Source organism: Cupriavidus sp. FW305-F7, assembly GCF_058782875.1.
On sequence record NZ_JBYSYC010000024.1, the window covers coordinates 40,051 to 57,558 of the forward strand.

At 61.6% G+C, this 17,508-nt stretch carries 13 protein-coding genes and 1 pseudogene; 9 read left to right on the forward strand and 5 right to left on the reverse strand.

Translation table 11 applies throughout. The annotated features are described in order from the left end of the window. Positions 1–211: 211 nt before the first annotated feature. The 6 genes from AC3WL8_RS22060 (at position 212) to AC3WL8_RS22085 (ending at position 6,845) form a co-directional block, all read left to right on the forward strand. Positions 212–1,066 (forward strand): branched-chain amino acid ABC transporter permease, encoded by an 855-nt coding sequence (locus tag AC3WL8_RS22060; RefSeq protein WP_492378871.1) that lies wholly within the window; start codon positions 212–214, stop codon positions 1,064–1,066. Then, the gene (locus AC3WL8_RS22065; protein ID WP_492378812.1) at positions 1,063–2,844 is read left to right on the forward strand and encodes a branched-chain amino acid ABC transporter ATP-binding protein/permease; all 1,782 of its coding nucleotides are present in this window, start codon (positions 1,063–1,065) and stop codon (positions 2,842–2,844) included. Before AC3WL8_RS22060 ends, AC3WL8_RS22065 begins: the two co-directional genes overlap by 4 nt. Continuing rightward, positions 2,837–3,559, forward strand: a complete 723-nt coding sequence (locus tag AC3WL8_RS22070) for an ABC transporter ATP-binding protein (RefSeq protein WP_492378813.1) — start codon at positions 2,837–2,839, stop codon at positions 3,557–3,559. The genes AC3WL8_RS22065 and AC3WL8_RS22070 overlap by 8 nt, the downstream gene beginning before the upstream one ends. Positions 3,560–3,575: 16 nt before the next feature. Further along, positions 3,576–4,757, forward strand: coding sequence for an MFS transporter (locus AC3WL8_RS22075; RefSeq protein WP_492378814.1), 1,182 nt, complete (start codon positions 3,576–3,578; stop codon positions 4,755–4,757). 169 nt (positions 4,758–4,926) lie between these two features. Next, positions 4,927–5,985, forward strand: a complete 1,059-nt coding sequence (locus AC3WL8_RS22080) for a porin (protein WP_492378872.1) — start codon at positions 4,927–4,929, stop codon at positions 5,983–5,985. Between the two features lie 161 nt (positions 5,986–6,146). After that, positions 6,147–6,845, forward strand: coding sequence for an EthD family reductase (locus tag AC3WL8_RS22085; RefSeq protein WP_492378815.1), 699 nt, complete (start codon positions 6,147–6,149; stop codon positions 6,843–6,845). Positions 6,846–6,960: 115 nt separating this feature from the next. On the opposite strand, the gene AC3WL8_RS22090 is transcribed toward AC3WL8_RS22085, so the two are convergent. Beyond that, positions 6,961–7,920: an MBL fold metallo-hydrolase gene (locus tag AC3WL8_RS22090; RefSeq protein ID WP_492378816.1), complete on the reverse strand. Its 960-nt coding sequence runs from the start codon at positions 7,918–7,920 to the stop codon at positions 6,961–6,963. Between the two features lie 541 nt (positions 7,921–8,461). Between AC3WL8_RS22090 and AC3WL8_RS22095 the strand changes: the two genes are divergently transcribed. Together AC3WL8_RS22095 and AC3WL8_RS22100 are read left to right on the forward strand one after the other, a co-directional pair. Next, positions 8,462–11,899 (forward strand): adenylate/guanylate cyclase domain-containing protein, encoded by a 3,438-nt coding sequence (locus AC3WL8_RS22095; RefSeq protein WP_492378817.1) that lies wholly within the window; start codon positions 8,462–8,464, stop codon positions 11,897–11,899. 275 nt (positions 11,900–12,174) lie between these two features. Further along, positions 12,175–13,257 (forward strand): annotated as a pseudogene (locus AC3WL8_RS22100) (alpha-isopropylmalate synthase regulatory domain-containing protein); the annotation flags it as partial. A gap of 248 nt (positions 13,258–13,505) precedes the next feature. On the opposite strand, the gene AC3WL8_RS22105 reads toward AC3WL8_RS22100, so the two are convergent. From AC3WL8_RS22105 to AC3WL8_RS22120, 4 genes are all read right to left on the reverse strand, one after another. Beyond that, positions 13,506–13,883: a cytochrome P450 gene (locus tag AC3WL8_RS22105; protein ID WP_492378818.1), complete on the reverse strand. Its 378-nt coding sequence runs from the start codon at positions 13,881–13,883 to the stop codon at positions 13,506–13,508. Further along, complete coding sequence (locus tag AC3WL8_RS22110; protein WP_492378819.1) at positions 13,826–14,500, reverse strand: cytochrome P450; 675 nt, start codon at positions 14,498–14,500, stop codon at positions 13,826–13,828. Before AC3WL8_RS22110 ends, AC3WL8_RS22105 begins: the two co-directional genes overlap by 58 nt. A 346-nt stretch (positions 14,501–14,846) precedes the next feature. Further along, entirely contained in the window at positions 14,847–15,683 is an 837-nt protein-coding gene (locus tag AC3WL8_RS22115; protein ID WP_492378820.1) for an FAD synthetase family protein, read from the reverse strand. Positions 15,684–15,774: 91 nt separating this feature from the next. Then, a complete protein-coding gene (locus AC3WL8_RS22120; protein WP_013958821.1) occupies positions 15,775–16,746 on the reverse strand; it encodes a LysR family transcriptional regulator in 972 nt (323 codons plus the stop codon). 150 nt (positions 16,747–16,896) lie between these two features. Between AC3WL8_RS22120 and AC3WL8_RS22125 the strand changes: the two genes are divergently transcribed. Beyond that, a complete protein-coding gene (locus AC3WL8_RS22125) occupies positions 16,897–17,448 on the forward strand; it encodes a flavin reductase (protein WP_013958822.1) in 552 nt (183 codons plus the stop codon). Positions 17,449–17,508 lie beyond the last annotated feature (60 nt).

Sequence of the window (17,508 nt, forward strand, 5' to 3'; positions counted from 1 at the left end):
CGTGTGGACCAAATGGAAGGGCGGCAAGTTGCTCCCCTACTCGGACCCTGTCATCTCCAGCCTCACAAAGGCTGACTATGAAGGTCAAGTCACGAAAGGCACGGCCGCGCTGTCTCCCGTGGCAGCCGTCGAAGGCGGCACGGCATTGACGAGCCTGTTGCAAGCGCTCTTCGCCGGCCTTGCTGTCGGTGCTGCCTATGGCCTGGTTGCTATGGGGTTCAGCGTCACATTCACGACGACAAAGACCCTGAACTTCTCGCATGGCGACTTTGTCTCCGCGGGCTCCTTCGCGGGCGTCAGCGTACTGCTTCTGCTGGTAGGACTACCCATGACATCGAGTTCCTTCCAGACCTTGATGCCAAATGCAGGAATGCAGCTGATTGCCCTGCTGGTGGTCCTCGTCGTTGCCGCACTGCTTGGGTATCTCATGTACCTGCTTGGCATCAAGCCGTTCTCGGGTAAGCCGGGTATGAACTGGGTCATGAGCACGCTCGGTTTCGGCATCGTACTGCAGAGCGTTGGACTGGCTATCTGGGGACCGAAGCCCATCGTGGTGCCGAGTCCGCTTGGTGACGAGGTCATTCGGGTCTTTGGGGTCGGCATTCGTCCCCAAGAAATTCTCATCTTGGTGGTGTCTGTGCTCGTCATGTACGCGCTGGATTGGAGCATGCGCAAGACCATGCTCGGCAAGAAGATGCGCGCCGTGGCTCACAGCCCGACGGTGGCATCTTTGATGGGTATCAACGTCAACGCGGTGATGATTGGTGCTTTCCTGGTGAGTTCGGCTCTCGCCGGACTCTCCGGGTTTCTTTTGGCGCCCATTGCCCAAGCCTCGCTCTTTATGGGTATCGCGGTCGGCCTGAAGGGCTTCTCCGCTGCGATGGTGGGCGGGCTGAACAATCCGCGTGGCTGCGTTATCGGCGGATTCGTGCTTGGCGTTCTTGAACAGCTTATCAACCTCTGGCAGGCGCAGTGGCGGGAGGTGGCAGTCTTTGCTCTCGTGATTCTCGTTCTCGCATTCCGACCGAACGGTCTCTTTGGCTTCCGCACTGTGGAGAAGGTATGAAAGCACCTGCTCATTTCGCTCTTGTCGGCGTTGTGGCCGCGGCTTTCATCGGAACCGCGGTGGCCCTAGGCAATGACTACTATCTGCGCATCATGTTCATGATGTGCGTCTACTATATCTGTGCAGCCGGCATGAACGTGCTGGTGGGCTTTGCCGGCCTGAAATCGCTGGGGCAAGCAGGTCTGTTCGCCGCCGGCGCTTACTCAGCGGCGCTACTGACGTCGAAGTATGGCGTGAATCCTTGGCTGGCATTTGCGCTGGCAGCGGTCATCTCCGGCGCTTTTGGTGTCCTGATTGCCTTGCCGTCTCTTCGTGTGAAGGGGCCGTACCTGGCAATGGTCACGCTCGCGTTTGGCATCGTGGTCGAGAAGCTGGTTACCGAATGGACCGAAGTATTCGGCGGCGCGCAGGGTATCTACGGAATTGGCTCCCTGACCTGGCAAGGCACCGCGTTCAGCAGCATTCAGTGGGTCATCTTCGGCGTTGCCCTCGCTGTAGCGATACATCTTCTGCTTCGCTCGTTGCTGGCGAGCCGGTTCGGTCGCGCGTTCCTTTCCCTCCAGGCTGATGAAATTGCGTCATCGTCTGTGGGCGTGCGTGTGTACCGAGCCAAGGTCCTGGCCTTCGTCATCGCTGCGGTGTGCTGCGGCATAGCGGGAGCACTGGTTGCTCAGCAGAACCAGTACATCAATTCAGACTTCATCAGCTTCCATCTTTCCATCTTCATCTTGCTACTGGTGCTGTTCGGCGGGGCAGGTTCGTCGATGGGCCCGCTGGTGGGTGCAATTGTGCTGACGCTTGTCGATGCGCTCCTGAGTCGCTGGCCCTCGGTTCAGCATTTGATTTATGGCCTGCTGTTGCTCTTTGCCCTCTACGTGATGCCGAACGGCGTGATGGGGTTATTCCAGTCTCGCCGGGGAAGCTCGAAGGCTGTCAAAGGGGCCGCCCGCCACAGCGTCACGCCTTTATTCTCGGTAGGCCGCCGTGGTGGCACTCAGCCAGACGGGTCGATGCTTGCTGTGCGTGGTGTTAGTAAGGCCTTTGGTGGCGTGAAGCCAGCCAAGGACGTGTCGTTCAGCCTGTGTAGCGGCGAAATCAACGCGCTTATCGGTCCGAACGGTGCGGGCAAGAGCACCATGATTAATATGCTAAGCGGACTTATCTGTCCCGATGAGGGCAGCATCCAGCTGAACGGCACTGACATCGTTGGTCGTCGCCCGCACGACATCTGCACCATGGGTGTGGGTCGGACCTTTCAGAACCTGCGCCTCTTCGGTGAGCTGTCTGTTCTTGACAACGTGCTGGTGGGCCGGCACAGCCGCATGGCCAATGGTTTTTGGTCGTCCCTGCTCGGACTTCCGAACGCCAAGCGCGAAGAAGCGGACGCAGTGCAGCGCGCTACAGCGATTCTGGAATTCCTCGATTTGGACCAGCTAAGCGACACGCCCGCAGGAAGTCTTCCCTACGGACTCCAGCGTCGCGTGGAACTGGCACGCGCACTGGCAACGGAGCCTCAGCTTCTCTTGCTCGATGAACCTGCGGCAGGGTTGAACCCTCAGGAAACGGCGGAACTGTGCGACTACCTGGTGAAGATAAAGAACCAGGGCGTCACCATGCTTATGGTCGAGCATCACATGGACATGGTGATGCGCGTGTCGCACCACATTGTGGTCCTCGACTACGGCGTCAAGATTGCTGAAGGAACCCCCGCGGAAGTTCAATCGAACAAAGCGGTGGTTGAAGCCTACCTTGGAACAGGAGCTGTCGCCCATGCGTAACGATTTCATCCTGAAACTCGACAGCGTGCGAGTCTCCTACGGTGCCATTGAGGCGGTCAAGGGCGTCAGCCTGGAAGTCCGTCGTGGCGAGGTCGTCAGCATTATCGGAGCAAACGGCGCGGGCAAAAGCACCGTGTTGAAGAGCATCGCGGGCGCGGAGCGGGTGCGCTCCGGAAGCATCGAATTCAACGGTCAGCGCATCGAAAATGCTCCGGCGCATGAACGCGTGAAGCTCGGTATTGCGCTGTCTCCCGAGGGGCGTGGTGTCTTTCCTGACCAGACTGTCAGGGACAACCTGATGCTCGGTGCGCTTTGCAGAGCCCTGTCGCCAGGCGACCTGTCGGCGAGGTTGGAGCGGGAGTTCCAACGCTTTCCGCGCTTGAAGGAGCGACAGCACCAGCATGCGGGAACGATGTCAGGCGGTGAACAGCAAATGCTGGCGATCTCCCGGGCCCTGATGAGTGACCCCAGTTTGCTGCTGTTGGACGAGCCTTCACTGGGTCTCGCACCGCTCATCATCGAGGAGATTTTCGAATCGATTTTGAAGCTGCGTGAAACCGGGCTTTCTATCATTCTGGTCGAGCAGATGGCCTGCAACGCGCTGTCGGCGGCAGACAGTGCCTATGTACTGGAGACGGGAAAAGTCATCCTGACCGGCACCGGAAAGCAGCTCCTCAACGACCCGAAGGTGCGTGCGGCTTACCTGGGCGGCTGACCTGGAAGGTGGAAAAATGATGGTCTCTTCCGGAGCCGCGACTTCAGGGAATGCCGCGGCACTTGGGGCGCTGGGCGTGGCTGCTGCACTGAGCATGGCCTCAATGCGAGCATGCGACGCGCTACTTCCTGCGTTGGCGGCAGACTTCTCGGTGCCTGTCGGTGCGGCGGCGCAGTCCATATCGGCGTTTGTGCTTGCCTATGGTTTGCTTCAACTCGTCTATGGGCCGCTCGGCGACCGCTTTGGAAAGCTGCGCGTCATTGCAGTGGCATTGACGGCTTGTTCGATAGCGAATGTCCTCGCGGCGCTTGCGCCTACCATGACTTCTCTGGCAGCGGCGCGGGGGCTGTCTGGGGCCGCCGCTGCCGGGATAATCCCGATGAGCATGGCCAGGATTGGCGACACGGTTCCGTTTGAGGGCCGCCAGCAGGTTCTGGCTAGATACCTGTTCGCGACAGTCGGGGGGGTGATTGCAGGCCAGTGGTTGTCAGGGCTTATTGCGGAGACCATCGACTGGCGCACCGTCTTCTGGGTGTTGGCCACGGGCTTCGCCGTGGCGGCCCTTCTAGTGCATAGACAAGCATCACATGCGGCGCGGGATTTGGCCGCCAATGCTAGCTTCGCCAAACAAATCCAAACCGTTCTCGGCGAGCCGTGGGCGCGCATCATTCTGCTTATCACGGCGATTGAAGGGCTTTTCACGCTTGCGGGATTCGCGTTCGTACCGGCTTACCTGAACAGGCAGTTCGGTCTTGGCTTGGGCGCGGCGGGTGGCGTGATGGCGATGTACGGAGCTGGAGGGCTCGCTTACGTCTTTGTCTCCAGGCTGTTGATACGGCGACTCACGATTCGCGCTTTGGCCAGTTGGGGCGGTGTCTCTCTCGGGTTGGGCTTTGCCACCGTTGCGACCGGCTCGCGCTGGGAGTGGAGCCTTCTCGGCTGCTTCCTCGGGGGGCTGGGCTTCTACATGCTTCATAACACGCTGCAGACTCAAGCCACGCAAATGGTCCCACAGGCAAGAGGAACCGCCGTAGGCCTGTTTTCGGCGAGTCTGTTCTTCGGGCAGGCAATCGGAATGGCAATTGCCGCAGTTTTAGTCGATTCCTTTGGCGAGGCGCCGCTGTTCGAGCTGGCAGCCGTCGCGCTACCGGTGCTAGCAATGGCTTATGGCAGGCTCGCACATCTCAAAGGTCACTAGAAAAAGGGGCCACCTTTCAGACAGGACAAGGCTTTGGCATGCGGACGACTGGGTCGCCTGCATGGCATCACTTGTCCAAAGATTAATCGTAGCAACTACCAAGAGAGCAGTGGAGGAGAAACTTGTGAGACGGATTGGCTTTCAACAACAAGCATTGTTCGGTGCAGTAATGTCCCTGACGGCGGCCTCAGCCGTCGCCCAGTCGTCGGTGACTCTTTATGGCGTGGTGGATGCCGGCATCGAGTATGCCAATCACCAGCCCGGGAACGGCGACAACGTCTATCGGTTGACGTCAGGAAATATTGCCGGTTCGCGCTGGGGCCTTCGCGGTGTGGAGGACCTCGGAAGCGGCCTTCGGGGCGTGTTCGTTTTGGAGAGTGGCTTCGACGCTGATACCGGGAAATCTGGTCAGGGTGGTCGGCTCTTTGGGCGGATGGCATATGTAGGTCTGCAAGCGCCTTGGGGAAGCATTCTCTTGGGCCGCCAACAGAACGCATTCTTCGACTTCGTGGGCAACTACGACCCGATGACGCTAGCCACAAAGTACTCCGTATTTACCCAAGACCCCTTTTTCGTCGGACGCGCCGACAACACTGTGAAGTATGTTGGGGTATTTGGCGGCTTGAAAGCCTCGGCTTTCTATAGTTTCGGTGCAGATAGTAGCGTCGTCAACGGGGGCGAGGTACCTGGCAATCCCAAGCTTGGTCGCGAGTACGGTGGCTACCTCACGTACGACATCGGCCGATTCGGCGTTGCCGCGGCCTACGACGAAATCAACACTGGAACGTTGACTCAATCGCCGGACGCGAAGGTCAGACGCGCCTCCACGGCTGCGACATATTCCGTAGGCGCAGGCAAGTTCTTCGCGGGCTATCGGTGGGCGAGAGGGTATGACGGGGGCATCGTGCCCGGTGCGGCGCCGGGTATCGGCAACCAGGGCTCCAATCTCTACTGGGCCGGCGTCAACTGGCAGGTCACGCCGGCCGTCACGTTGGCTGGCGCTGCCTATTTCCAGGACTTCAGGAACACGGGTAGCGACCCTTGGTTGTTCGCGCTGAATGCTGACTATGCATTCTCGAAACGCACTCACCTATACGCGTCGCTGGGATACACGAAGAACAAGGGCTCGGCCAACCTTGGCTTTTTCGACTCAGGAAAGTCGTTCGGCAACGCAAATCCAGGACAGAACCAAGCAGGGGCCGTTATTGGAGTGCGTCATTCCTTTTAAGCGGTGAAGCAGAGCTGGCTCTAAGTATGCCAAGGCAACCCATAGTTGCCGGGCGTGACACTGGACAAAGCGAAGTTGCGCCGCTTGAAGGCGGATGGCTCGACGCCATCCGCCAACACGATACTTGTACTACCCACCACCAGCCAAATGGAGGCATCGTCATGACTGTTCGTATGGGACTGTTGAACAAAAGGACCGACTGGTTGCAAGAGGACTTCCGTCGCTACTGGACTGAAGTCCACGGCCCACTCGCAGCACGTCTACCGGGGCTTCGGAGCTATCTTCAAAACCATGTTATAGATACTGCGCAGCGCGGTATCACTTACAAGCGAGGACCCGAGCATGTCGACGGCTTTTCCGACCTGACTTTCGAGAATGTCGACGCGATGCGTGAAGCTTTCGCATCAGAAGTGGCCCCGGCGCTTGCCGAAGACGAAGCACGCTTCATTGGCCGGCTTCGCATCCTTACCCTCGACCGGCGAGAGGTGATTGCACCTGATCCGAGCCGCAAGCTCCTCAAACGCATGTCATTCCTGCGTCGACGCTCCGACGTCGATGAAGCAACTTTTGAACGCGAATGGCGAGTCGAACATGCGCGCCTCGTGAAGCTCATGCCTGGTGTGGCGGGCTACCGTCAGAACCTCGTAGTGGAACGCGAGGCAACCAAGGGCACGCCCTGTGGCTACGGCGAACTGCCTATCGATGGCGTTGTTGAACTCTGGTTCACCGACCCAGATTCGCTCAACGCTGCGTTCGCTTCGCCTGAAGGCGTACGCACCATGGCACACGCTCAGACGTTCATCGACGAAATTACGACGTTCCTGGTCGAGCCCCGAGTCATCGTCTCATCGCAAGCCTAATGTGACCGATGCGGATACGGCTCGGTCGGGTCGTATTCGCACACAATAAAAAAACCCGGTCGCGGGGCGAACCGGGTTGCAATTCACCTTCCAGCGCAACGGAAGGCGAGGGCCCTTAATCTTGCAGTGCGTCCCACATTTCCTTGTCACGCTGCGCGGTCCAGATTCGAGGGTGTTTGATGCCGCTCGCCTCGTCGTAAGCTCGGGTAACGTCGAACGGCAGGCAATGCTCGTAGATGAAAACCTGACCAAACTTCGGGTCCATTGACTCACGCGTCAGAGCCATAGCGCCTTTCAGGTCGAGCTTTTTCGCTACTGCAGCTTTGCCGCTTTCCAAGAGCGTGGTAACGAAGTCTTTCGTATAGTTGAGCCCCTGCTGGACTGCTTCCGGCGTCGTCAATGCAGGTCCGCGGCCAGGCACCAGCTTTTCGGCCCCCAGCCCGCGCAGCGCTTCCAAGGTGGTGGGCCACTCTTCCAGTTGCGCGTCACCGCAGTAGCAAGCGGCGTCGAATTCAACCAGGTCACCGGAGAACAGCACCTTCTGCGAGGGAATCCAGACGACAGTGTCGCCTTTGGTATGCCCCTGACCCAGGTGCAGAATTTTCACTTCGAGCTTGCCAAGGAACAGCGTGAGTTCACGCTCAAAGACCAAGGTCGGCCAGGTCAGTCCCGGCACGGTTTCGAGACCGGCGAACAAGCGGGGGAAGCGCTCAATCTCCGACTTCATATCGGCCTCACCCCGCTCTTGAATCAGCTCGTAAGTGCCGCGGCTGGCGATGACGTGCTGTGCCCCCTCCTCGAAGTACGCGGAAGCGCCCAGTACCCGCACAGCATGGTAATGCGAAAGCACAACATGCTTAATCGGCTTGTCCGTGATGCTGCGAATCCTCGCAATGAGGTCCTGCGCCATGGCAGGGGTGGCGGTGGTATCGACAATCAGAACGCTGTCGTCGCCAATGATGACGCCGGAATTGGGGTCGCCTTCCGCCGTGTACGCGTAAGCGCTCTCCGACAGCTGGGTAAAGGTGACCTTCTTCACTTCAAGGTCGGCTTGTGATGCAAAGGCTTTTGCCATGGCGTTATGTCTCCTGCAAGGCTATAGACGTGGGTCAATTCAGTTCATTGGCGGCCCCCGATGACTGCTAGCCATCGTAGACACCTACCGCCGATCTGTCAATATCGAAGACATCTGTGTTAGTCAGATGAAGTGATGGATGTGAATTGGTTCAATAAAATCGGATAAGGCCGGGGTTAAGTGGCGTAAGCGTCGCGGTGGTCAGCCGTCAGCTGTACTGCCTGCGTAACGCCCGCTCATCGCCGGCGAACTTGCGTTAATGCAATGGTGACCACAGGGCTTCTTCGCGGAGCACCTTTTGGCGCAGCCGGGCCTACGGGCATCGCATCCTCAGGTGCAGCGGCCCGCATGACGGGCTTCGTCGCGACCCGTGTCACGGCTGCTGCCATATCTAGCTTGCCTCGAACTGATGGCGGGCAAGGTGGTCCTGCGAAACTCGAAGTGACCAGCTTGGCTCACACTCCGACTCCACGATCTGTCTTGCGAAGGGCGGTGATTGCGCCTCTAATGGGTTCGTGGCAGGCGGCATTCAGAGGGCAACATGCGCTGCGCAAATTGCGGGTTTGAGAATCCCGCGGGAGCCAATTTCTGTGAGGAGTGTGGGCAAAGGCTTGCGCAAATCTGCCCTCACTGCGGCTACGAGTCCAGTCCCACCGCGAAATTTTGCCGTTCATGCGGTGCGGTATTGGCCGATTCGGTTGCAGCGCCACTCCATCGCCCGCCTCCAGCGCCGGCTGTCCCTGCACCTGTTCTTTACACGCCGCCCCATCTGGCCGAACGGATCCGCGCCGAGCGGGCGGCCATGGAGGCGAAGGGAGCAGATGCAGCCGGCGAGCGCAAGACGATTACAGCGCTGTTTGCGGACATGGCCGGATCGACGGCATTGATCCAGGACCTGGATCCTGAAGAAGCCCGCAGCCTGATCGACCCGGTTGTGGCGCTGATGATGGAAGCTGTGCATCACTATGAGGGGTATGTGGCCAAAGCCCTCGGGGATGGCATCCTGGCCCTTTTCGGTGCGCCGATCGCCCACGAAGACCATGCTCTGCGGGCGCTGTTTGCGGCACTCCGCATGCAGCAAGCCATGAGCAGCCATAGTGACAGGGTCCGGCTGGAGCAGGGCATCCCGCTGCAGATCCGGGTGGGTGTCCATACCGGGGAAGTGGTGGTCCGTTCGATCCGCAAGGATGACTTGCGCACCGACTACGACCCGGTCGGCAATACCATCCATATCGCTGCACGCATGGAAGGGGTCGCTAAGCCGTCATCTATCCTCGTCAGCGAATCGACCCACAAACTGACCGAGGGCTATTTCGAATTCAAGACCCTGGGGAGCACCCACATCAAGGGCCTGCGGGAGCCGCTTGTGGTGTATGAGGTGCTCGGCCTCGGCGCATTGCGCACGCGGCTGCAGGTGGGGGCGCACCGCGGGCTGGCTCGCTTTGTCGGCCGCGAGGCCGAACTGGAGCGCTTAAGTGAGGCGTTGGAACGCGCCAAGACCGGGCATGGGCAGAGCGTGGGGGTCGTGGGGGAAGCGGGAGTTGGCAAATCGCGCCTGTTCTACGAGTTCAAGGCACGCTCGCAGCAGGGCTGCATGGTGCTCGAAACCTTCTCGGTGTCGCACGGCAAGGCGTTTCCCTACTTGCCTTTGATCGATCTGCTGAGAAACTACTTTCAGATCACAACTCAGGATGATGAACGCCGGTATCGCGAGAAAGTCACCGGAAGGCTGCTGATCTTGGATCGCGCGCTGGAGGACCATTTACCCTACCTGCTCTATCTGCTCGGCATCATCGACCCGGGTTCGGCCTTGCCAACCATGGATCCCGCCATCCGCCGCCAGCGCACCTTTGAGGCGATCGCGCGGCTGCTTGTGCGCGAAAGTCAAAATCAGACACTCATACTCCTGTTCGAAGACCTGCAATGGCTGGATAGTGAAACAGAGGCTTTCCTCAATGTCCTCATCGAGGCCGTGCCGGGTGCCAGGATGCTTTTGCTCGTCAACTACCGTCCCGAGTACCGGCATGACTGGTCACACAGGCGCTACTACACCCATTTGTGCCTGGAGCCGCTGGGCCAGGCGGAGGCGCAGGGACTGCTGTCGGGGTTGCTGGGGGACGATCCCTCTCTCACGCCCCTGAAACTGCTGATCCTGTCGAAGACCGAAGGGAACCCATTTTTCATGGAGGAAGTGGTTCAGACACTGGCCGAGGAGAACGCCTTGCTCGGCCAGCCCGGAAACTACCGGATCGAGAAGGCCCCTTTGACGCTGCATATGCCGACGACCGTGCAGGGCGTGCTGGCCGCCCGTATCGACCGGCTGTCCGTCCCGCAGAAGGAACTGCTCCAGTCGCTGGCAGTCATCGGAAAGGAGTTTCCCTCCAGTCTGATTCGGCATGTCACGGCGCTGCCCGACGACGTGCTGCACCCCCTGTTGGCTGACCTGCAGGCTGGGGATTTCATCTACGAGCGCCCCGCCTTCCCGGAGGTGGAGTACGCGTTCAAGCATGCGCTGACGCAGGAGGTCGCGGGCAATTCCCTGCTTTCGGGGCAGCGCAGCATACTGCATGAACGTACGGCCCAGGCCATCGAGGCATTGTTTCCCGGCAGGCTGAAGGAGTATTGCAGCGAGCTGGCGCACCACTACAGCCAGAGCGGCAATGTTCCGAAGGCGGTCGAATACCTGCAGCTCGCCGGCCAACAGGCCCTGCAACGTTCAGCTCAGCTCGAGGCGATCGGGCATCTCAGTGCAGCCCTTGATCTACTCAAATCCCTGCCTGATACCCCCGAACGCGCCCACGAGGAACTCACCATGCTGCTGACCCTCGGTCCTGCCTGGATGGCCGCTCGAGGCTATGGTGCGCCAGAGGTGGAGGAGACCTACACGCGTGCATTAGCCTTGTGCGAACAGGGCGGAGAAACACCGCAGATCTTCTCGGCGCAGTTAGGACTGTGGTCGTTTTATCTATTGCGTGCGCAACTCAATACGGCACACGCCTTGGCGGAGCGGCTCCTCGGTCTCGCGCAGGACACACAAGAACCGGAGCAGCTCGCGGAGGCGCACCGAATTCTCGGAGCCACCGTGTTCCGTCTGGGCGAGATCAGGATGGCCCGTACCCACACGGAGCAGGCGCTGGCACTGCACCGCCCCGATCGGGAACCATACAGCAAACTTCTGCGTTATGCGCGGAACCCCGCCGTTCATATGCGGAGCACGTTGAGCTGGACCCTCTGGTTTTTGGGCTTGCCGGACCAGTCGCGCGCGCGCAGCGAGGAAGCGCTGGCGCTGGCGAGAAAGGCCTCTGACCCGTTCGGCCTTGCCTTGAGCCTGATCTTCGCGGCCGAATTGCACCAGTACCGGCGCGAAGTGCAACTGGCGCAGGAGTATGCAGACGCCGCCATCGCGCTTTCGAGCGACCAAGGGTTCCCACTCTATCTGGGTTGGGGAACGATCCTGCGCGGCTGGGCGCTGGCCGAGCAGGGTAGTCATGAGGAGGGAATCGCGCAAATACACCAAGGCCTCAGGGCCCACGAAGCCACCGGAGCGGCATTGGGTCGGCCGACGCTTCTGGGACTGCTAGCCAACGCTTATGGAAAAGCAGGGCAAGCCGAGGCAGGGCTTCATGTGCTGAGCGAGGCGTTAGCTCTGGTGAAGAACACGGGTGAGCGGTTCGCTGAGCCGATTCTGCTTCGGCTCAAGGGGGAACTGATTCTGATGTTGTCTGGCGACGAAGCCGGCTCGTCCACCAGGGCCAAGGAAGCCGAAGCCTGTTTTCAGGCGGCAATTGCCATCGCTCGTGACCAAGGAGCCAGGTCAGTCGAGCTGAAATGCGCGCTGAGCGTGGCCCGGTTATGGCAACGCTGCGGCAAGACGGATGCTGCGCGCTCGATCCTGGCCGGTGTTCATGGGACGTTCACCGAGGGATTCGATACCGTTGACTGGCAAGATGCCAAAGTACTGTTGGAAGACCTGACGTAAGCGGCCTGACCAGGCTCGTGGAGGCGTCTGCCGATTAAAAGCGGCTGGCCCTTCGGATCGCTGCAGTTCCCTCAGGCGCTCAGTGAGGCGTCCGATACCGACATCACAGCCGAGGTCAGACAAAATGCATGGGAGAAGCGCGCCCCCCAGCTGCCGTGGCGCGGAGATGGATTGCGGTGCGCCTTCGCTGAGCCGGCTGTCCATGCCAAAACTTCAACCTATCGAGCCGCATCAACGGGGTGCGACGCCTTCGCCGATTTGGATGTTGCGCCTTCCATCATGTCGGCTACCTGAAGCAGCTCACCGACCAGCATCCCGAGACCCAGTGGACGCTGCAGTATTCGCCCGAGACCTTCAGCGCGACCGAGCTTGAGGTGTCGCTGCAGGCCTGCCACGCCGCGATCGAGGCGTGGGGCGCCCGGGCGGACCGGCGCGTCATCATCAACCTGCCGACCACCGTCGAGAACGCCACGCCCAACATCTTTGCCGACCAGATCGAATGGTTCGGCAACGGCGAGCGCTGCGGCAACGTGGATATCGTGACGCTCGCCTTGAACATGTACACGCAGGGCGTGCATCCCGGCCTGGACTTCTCGGACATCAATGCGGTGGCGCGCATCACCGAGGAATGCACTTCGATCCCGGTCCACGCGCGTCATCCCTACGCGGGCGACCTGGTCTTCACGGCGTTCTCCGGCTCGCACCAGGACGCCATCAAGAAAGGCTTTGCCGCGCAGGATCCCGACAGCATCTGGGAGGTTCCCTACCTGCCGATCGACCCGGCGGACCTTGGCCGCACCTATGACAGCGTGATCCGCGTGAACAGCCAGTCGGGCAAGGGCGGCATTGCCTTCCTGCTCGAGCGCGAGCATGGCGTGGTGATGCCGCGGCGCATGCAGGTCGAATTCAGCACCCTGGTGCAGCAGGCCACCGACGCCAGTGAGACCGAAATCAGTGCCCCGGAGCTGTGGAAGCTGTTCCGTGAAACCTATCTGTCGTCCGACGCGACGGGCGCCGCGATCGTGTACCACGGCTACAAGCTCGATCAGAGCGGACAGGGCATTGCGCTGGACGTCACGGTCGATGGCGTGCGCAAGACCCTGCACGGGCAAGGCAACGGCCCGATCGCGGCGGTGGTGCATGCGCTGGACTTGCGCATGCGCATCGACGCCTATGAGGAGCGTGCCACCGGCGCCGGTGCCGAAGCGCAGGCGATGGCCATCGTCGAGGTAGCGCTGGAAGGCGTGCCGGGGACCGGCTTCGGCGTGGGCATGAGCCACAACATCGTCGAGGCTTCGGTGGACGCGGTGATCGGCGTGGCCAACCGGCTGCTGCGGCAGCGGCGGGCTCAGGCTTGATCCTGTTGCGTGGCGCGTAAGGTTTGGCGCGCTTGCGAGCAAGGCCATGCATAGCAGAACTCGCCAGCATGGCTTTGCACCAAGAATACAGGCATCCTCTCAAGACGGTTGGATGGCATGGCCCGGGGCGTCCGCTTGCAGCATGCGGGCGGGTGCTCCATGGACGCATCCCGATGCTCATTGGTCGATGGCGCACACGAGGAATGCTGGGCTCGGTCTCAATTCCTCGCGGGCTGGTTTTCCAACTGCTACGCAGTCTGGCTCCGCTTTTGCACGGTTAGCTTGGTCAGTCCACGGTAGACAGGGTTGCTGTTCCAATGCGGTTCGGCATCCGCGAGCGAGAGCCCGGGCCAGAGGCGCAGGAGCGCCCGGAACACGATTTCTGCCTCCATCAGCGTCAACGCGGCGCCGATGCAGACGGGCGGACCGTGCCCAAAGGAAAGATGCGACCCTTCGCGCCGCGCGATGTCCAGGCTGTCCGGGTTGCGGAACCGGGCCGGGTCGCGATTGGCCGCCCCGATCAGGGCAACGACCAGATCTCCGCGCCGCAGCTGGCGCCCATGCAGCATCATGTCCGTTGCCACCCGACGACCCGTGTACTGGACCGGGCTCTCGTAGCGCAGCAACTCGCGCAGGGCATTGGGCAGCAGCTCGGGGGCCTGGCGCAGCCGCTGAATTGCTCGGGATGGCTCAGTAGTGCATGCAGTCCGTTGCCAAGCAGATTGCGCGTCGTTTCATGACCGGCGAACAGCAGCATGGCACATTGCGCCAGCAGTTCTGCCCCGGCCTCGATCTTGCCTTCGGCCTCGGCATGCAGGAGATGCCCGATCAGGTCCCGCTGCTCTGGCTGCGCCCGCTGCGGCAAGTCCGAATCCTGTGCCTTGCGGCGTGCCAGCATCGATTCAAAGGCCGCCGCCATTTTGAGCAGGCTGACTTGCGCGCGCCGTTTCAGCGTCGCGTCGGGATTCGGCGCGCCGATGAACGCGGCCAGGTCTTCAGACCAGGCGAGGAAGTCCGGCTCGTTCCTGGCGTCCATCCCAAGCAGCCTGGCAATGACCATCGCCGGCAGCGGCCTGGCGATCGATTCCATGAAATCGAACTCTTCGGCGCCTGCGAGCCGCTCAATCAGCCCGGCAGTCATTTGCTCGATGGTGCCGGCGAAAGTGCGTAGTGCCGCCGGACGGAAACCAGCATTGAGTCCCTGTCGCAGCCTTGCGTGATCGGGCGCGTCCAGGAACAGCATGGCCCGGCTGAACAGGCGCTGGAAGGGGCAAAGCGCCTGGCGCTGCACGGCTTTTGAACGATCCCCAAGTTGAACTCGGGTACAGCGTTCCAATCAGGTCAGTGGCGGGACGCCTTCGGCTGCGCTGCGCGCACGTCGTAGTCGGGGTGCGAGCTCGTCAACGTCGCTGGCGCCCGAGGTTCGTTTTCTTCTCTCTCTCTCTCTCTCTCTCTCTCTCTCTCTACTTCGCGCATGCCATGCGCGGGCGTCGTTACGAACTAGCAGCACAAAGCCAAAAAGCGCCCCCAGAAGAACTCAGCGAACCGCAGCGCCAAAAGCCCCAAACAGGCGAGAAGGCTTGCGCACACTAAGCCGCCGCCGAGCTAAAAAAACGCACCGAAAGCGCACTCCCGGGCATCGGCGCAAACTGCGCGTCGCTGAACACGCGAGCCAAGCCATCCGCATCCCCCAGTTGCACGAGCGCCGGTCGCCAGTGCGGGGTATCCGTCTGGGTGCGGACCGCGCCAGCGTATTGCCCCACAGGCGGCAAGCAGATGTCGTGCGGGAGACGGATCTCCGCGGCGCCGCTGGCACGGGCAGGTGTTTTGGCGACTACCATGGCACGAATTTCATGCGGTCGCGCGAGCAACGCGGCTGCGGCGCGCACGTTGCCACTCTGGATCAGCCGGCGTGCTTCCGTGGACGAACAGCGTACATCGGTCCCGGTTGCGTTGGTGGCATGCAGCTGCACGGGCTCGACGGCATAGCCGTGCGCCTTGCCAAGTTGGCCCAGGTAATCGACGTCACCCTGGCGTCCCCGACCGCAGCGGAAATTTGCGCCAACCACCAGTCGCCGCATGCCCAAACGCGCCAGCAGCAAGCCACGAACGAAGTCATCGGCACTGGCTTCACTGAGGGCCTGGTCGAAAGGCAGCACCAGGCAGTGGTCGACGGCGCCGCTATCGGCCATCAGCGCGATACGGTCATCGACGGTGGAAATCATGCGGGGCGCGCTCTGCGGCTGCAGGAGCGCGCGCGGATGCGGGTCGAATGTCAGCAATACGGTCGGCAGTCCGAGCGAACGCCCGGCGGCGCGTAACGCAGCCAGGACGGCGCGATGCCCGCGGTGCACACCATCGAAGGTGCCGATCGAAACGACGGATGCCGCCAGACGCAGCGCGTCTGCTTGCCTTGTCACCTGCATGATGTTCTCCTCCTCTTGTCATGCACCGCATGCTAGGAGGCGATGGCGCACGACGCCAATCCTTTGCCTTCATGGTGTCTATAACCGGCGCTCATCCTTCCATGTTTGACCCGGCAGCCGCGCCCGCCACGGCATCGTGCCGGGCAAACAGCCTGTGCACCAGCGCGCGGATCCACTGGTTGCCGGGCTCGCGATGCACGCGATCGTGCCAGTGCTGGGCGATGTCCATGCCGGGCAGCGTCAGCGGCGGCGCTACCACGGTGAGATTGAGGTCCTTGCAGAGCGCCCGGGCGAGCGTCAGCGGCAAGACCGCCACTGCGTCCGAGTGCTTGGCGATCAGGCCCGCGGTGGCGAAACTCGGCACGCGGCAGATGATGTTGGTATGCGGCACAGCGGCCTCGATGGCGCGCTCGATGCTCAGGTGCTGGTGGCCGGTACCGACGGCGGAGACCAGTACATGCTTCTCGGCGACGAAGGCATCTAGATCGCCAAGCTGTGCCAGCCGCGGATGGTCCTTGCGCACGACGGCGCCGTAGGTCTCGTGCCATAGCAGCTGCCGGCGGATGCTCTGCGTGAGCCCCGGGAACGAGCCGATGGCCAGGTCGACAAGGCCGTTCTCCAGCCAGATGTCGAGATGCGTGGCATCGGCGTTGACCGCCTGCACCAGGATGCCCGGCGCTTCCTCCGCCAGCTGGCTCAGCAGCGGCGGCAGCATCTGCGAGGCGCCGGCATCGAGCAGGAAGAAGCTGAAGCTGCGCTGGCTGGTGCGTGGGTCAAAGCCGACATGGTCCGAGCGCAGCGCACGCACGCTCTGAAGGATGCCACGCACCGGCTCGGCCAGCCCCAGCGCCTTGGGTGTCGGCTCCATGCGCAGGCCGACGCGGACGAACAGCGGATCCCCGAAATACTGGCGCAGCCGCGCGAGCGTCTTGCTCAACGCAGGCTGGGTCAGGTTGAGCACGCGCGCCGCCTTGGTAAGGCTGCGCTCGCTCAGCAGTACATCCAGCACCAGCAGTTGATTCAGGCTGAGTTCGTCTTCATGACGCTGGGGAATAGTGTCCATGATGCGAGGTGATTAGCAAACGGGCCGGCTCGGCTGTAGTCTAGTTTCACACAGCTGACACAGATCAGAAAGCAGGTTTCCAGAGACAAAGCTTCGTCGGAGCCCGGTCGCAGGGCAGCGGGGAAGGCCCCCAACAAGGAGGAGATCGCCATGTCGTCCGCAGTCTTCATCGAAGCCGGCGCGAATCGCTTTACCGATGCCGCCATCGACGCCACCAGCTTCCGCGACGCCTTGTCGCGTGCGGTCACCGCCGTGACCGTCATCGCCACCGACGGCGCCGGAGGCCGCGCTGGCGTCACGTGCTCGGCTGTCTGTTCCGTGAGCGATTCGCCACCCACCGTGCTGTTCTGCATCAATCGTCGCAGCGCCGCAAACAGCGTGATCAAGTCCAACGGCGTGGTCAGCATCAACTGGCTGCACGCCAGCCAGACCGCGGTGTCCCAGCTGTTTGCCGGGGCCGGCGCGGTGCCGATGGCGCAGCGCTTCGACGGTGACGGCTGGGGCGTGTTCGGCACCGGCGCGCCATACAGCAAGTCCGCCATGGTCGCGCTCGACTGCAAGGTCGTTGACCAGCTCGAGATCGGCACCCACAGCGTCTTCGTCGCGCAGGTGCTCGGCAGTTCCGGCGCTGAGAGCAGCAACGACACGCCGCTGGTCTACTGCCGCCGCAGCTATGCCACTACGCAGCCGGTCGCGGCTTAAGGCGGCTTAAGGCGGCTTAAGGCTGCTTGAAGCCACCTGGCCGCGCCAGGCGAAACCCCA